Source organism: Caloranaerobacter ferrireducens (assembly GCF_001730685.1).
Classification (GTDB): Bacteria; Bacillota; Clostridia; order Tissierellales; family Thermohalobacteraceae; genus Caloranaerobacter; species Caloranaerobacter ferrireducens.
The window spans coordinates 1-1,210 of sequence record NZ_MDJR01000024.1 but is presented as its reverse complement, the minus strand read 5'-3'; the positions used below and the strand labels follow the sequence as shown (position 1 = coordinate 1,210).

The 1,210-nt window shown below is 38.9% G+C and carries 1 protein-coding gene; it reads right to left on the bottom strand.

The features are described 5' to 3' along the window. Complete coding sequence (tuf, locus tag BFN48_RS12020) at positions 1 to 1,194, bottom strand: elongation factor Tu (RefSeq protein WP_069651125.1); 1,194 nt, start codon at positions 1,192 to 1,194, stop codon at positions 1 to 3. Positions 1,195 to 1,210: the final 16 nt, after the last annotated feature.

Sequence of the window (1,210 nt, the reverse complement as noted above, 5' to 3'; positions counted from 1 at the left end):
TTATTCAATAATTTCAGTAACAACACCTGCTCCTACAGTTCTTCCACCTTCACGAATAGCGAATCTTAATCCTTCTTCTAATGCTATTGGTGTGATTAACTCTATTTCAAATCTTGCATTATCTCCAGGCATGCACATCTCTACGCCTTCTTCTAAGTTGATTGTTCCTGTTACGTCTGTTGTTCTGAAGTAGAATTGTGGTCTATATCCATTGAAAAATGGTGTGTGTCTTCCACCTTCTTCTTTTGTTAATACGTATACTTCTGCTTTGAATTTTGTGTGTGGTGTGATTGTTCCTGGCTTAGCTAATACTTGACCTCTTTCGATCTCGTCTCTTTGTACACCTCTTAATAATGCTCCTATGTTATCTCCTGCTTGCGCTTCATCTAACATCTTTCTGAACATCTCTACTCCTGTTACTACTACTGTTCTTGGCTCATCTGTTAATCCTACTATTTCTACTTGGTCTTGTACTTTTAATGTTCCTCTTTCTACTCTTCCTGTTGCAACTGTTCCACGTCCTGTTATACTAAATACGTCCTCTACTGGCATTAAGAATGGTTTGTCTGTATCTCTTTCTGGTGTTGGTATTGTTTCGTCTACTTTTTCCATTAATTCTACTATCTTGTCTCCCCATTCTCCGTCTGGATCTTCTAATGCTTTTAATGCTGATCCTACTACTACTGGTGTGTTGTCTCCATCAAATTCATATTCGCTTAATAATTCTCTTACTTCCATTTCTACTAATTCTATTAACTCTTCGTCATCTACCATGTCTGCTTTGTTTAAGAATACTACTATCTTTGGTACCCCTACCTGTCTTGATAATAAGATGTGCTCTCTTGTTTGTGGCATTGGACCATCTGCTGCTGATACTACTAGGATCGCTCCGTCCATTTGAGCTGCTCCTGTGATCATGTTCTTTACGTAGTCAGCGTGTCCTGGACAGTCTACGTGTGCGTAGTGTCTGTTTGGTGTTTCGTACTCAACGTGTGCTGTTGATATTGTGATTCCTCTTTCTCTTTCTTCTGGTGCTTTATCTATGTTTTCGAATGCTACTGCTTCTCCTGTTCCATATCTCTTATTTAATACTGTTGTTATCGCTGCTGTTAATGTTGTCTTACCATGGTCTACGTGTCCTATTGTTCCTATGTTTACGTGTGGCTTTGTTCTCTCAAATTTTGCCTTTGCCATTTCTCTTCCTCCTTTA